Raw genomic sequence first — 258 nt, 5'->3', positions numbered from 1 at the left:
CCGGCGCGGACCCGAGCGCGCCGCTGCTGGGCGAGGTCGACCGGCTGGACGCCGCCCTGGCGGCGTTCGCGCCGACCGGCGGGGCAGCCGCCAAGATCACCGCGCGACTGGAGGCCCTGCTGCGCAAGTGGCAGGACCTGCAGGCCACCGACCACGACACCGACACCGAGGCCGACCTCGACGCGGCCACCGACGACGAGCTGTTCTCCCTGCTCGACGGCGAACTGGGCATCTGACGAGATTGGTTGAGGGACAGAT

1 pseudogene is annotated in these 258 nt (G+C 72.5%); it reads left to right on the top strand.

Going from position 1 to position 258, the window contains the following annotated elements:
- A pseudogene (locus C7C46_RS33945) lies at positions 1–236 on the top strand (type I polyketide synthase); the annotation flags it as partial.
- Positions 237–258 lie beyond the last annotated feature (22 nt).

Origin of the sequence: Streptomyces tateyamensis, from assembly GCF_003205575.1 — a bacterium.
Taxonomy (GTDB): domain Bacteria; phylum Actinomycetota; class Actinomycetes; order Streptomycetales; family Streptomycetaceae; genus Kitasatospora; species Kitasatospora tateyamensis.
This window is presented reverse-complemented; position numbering and strand designations above follow the sequence as displayed.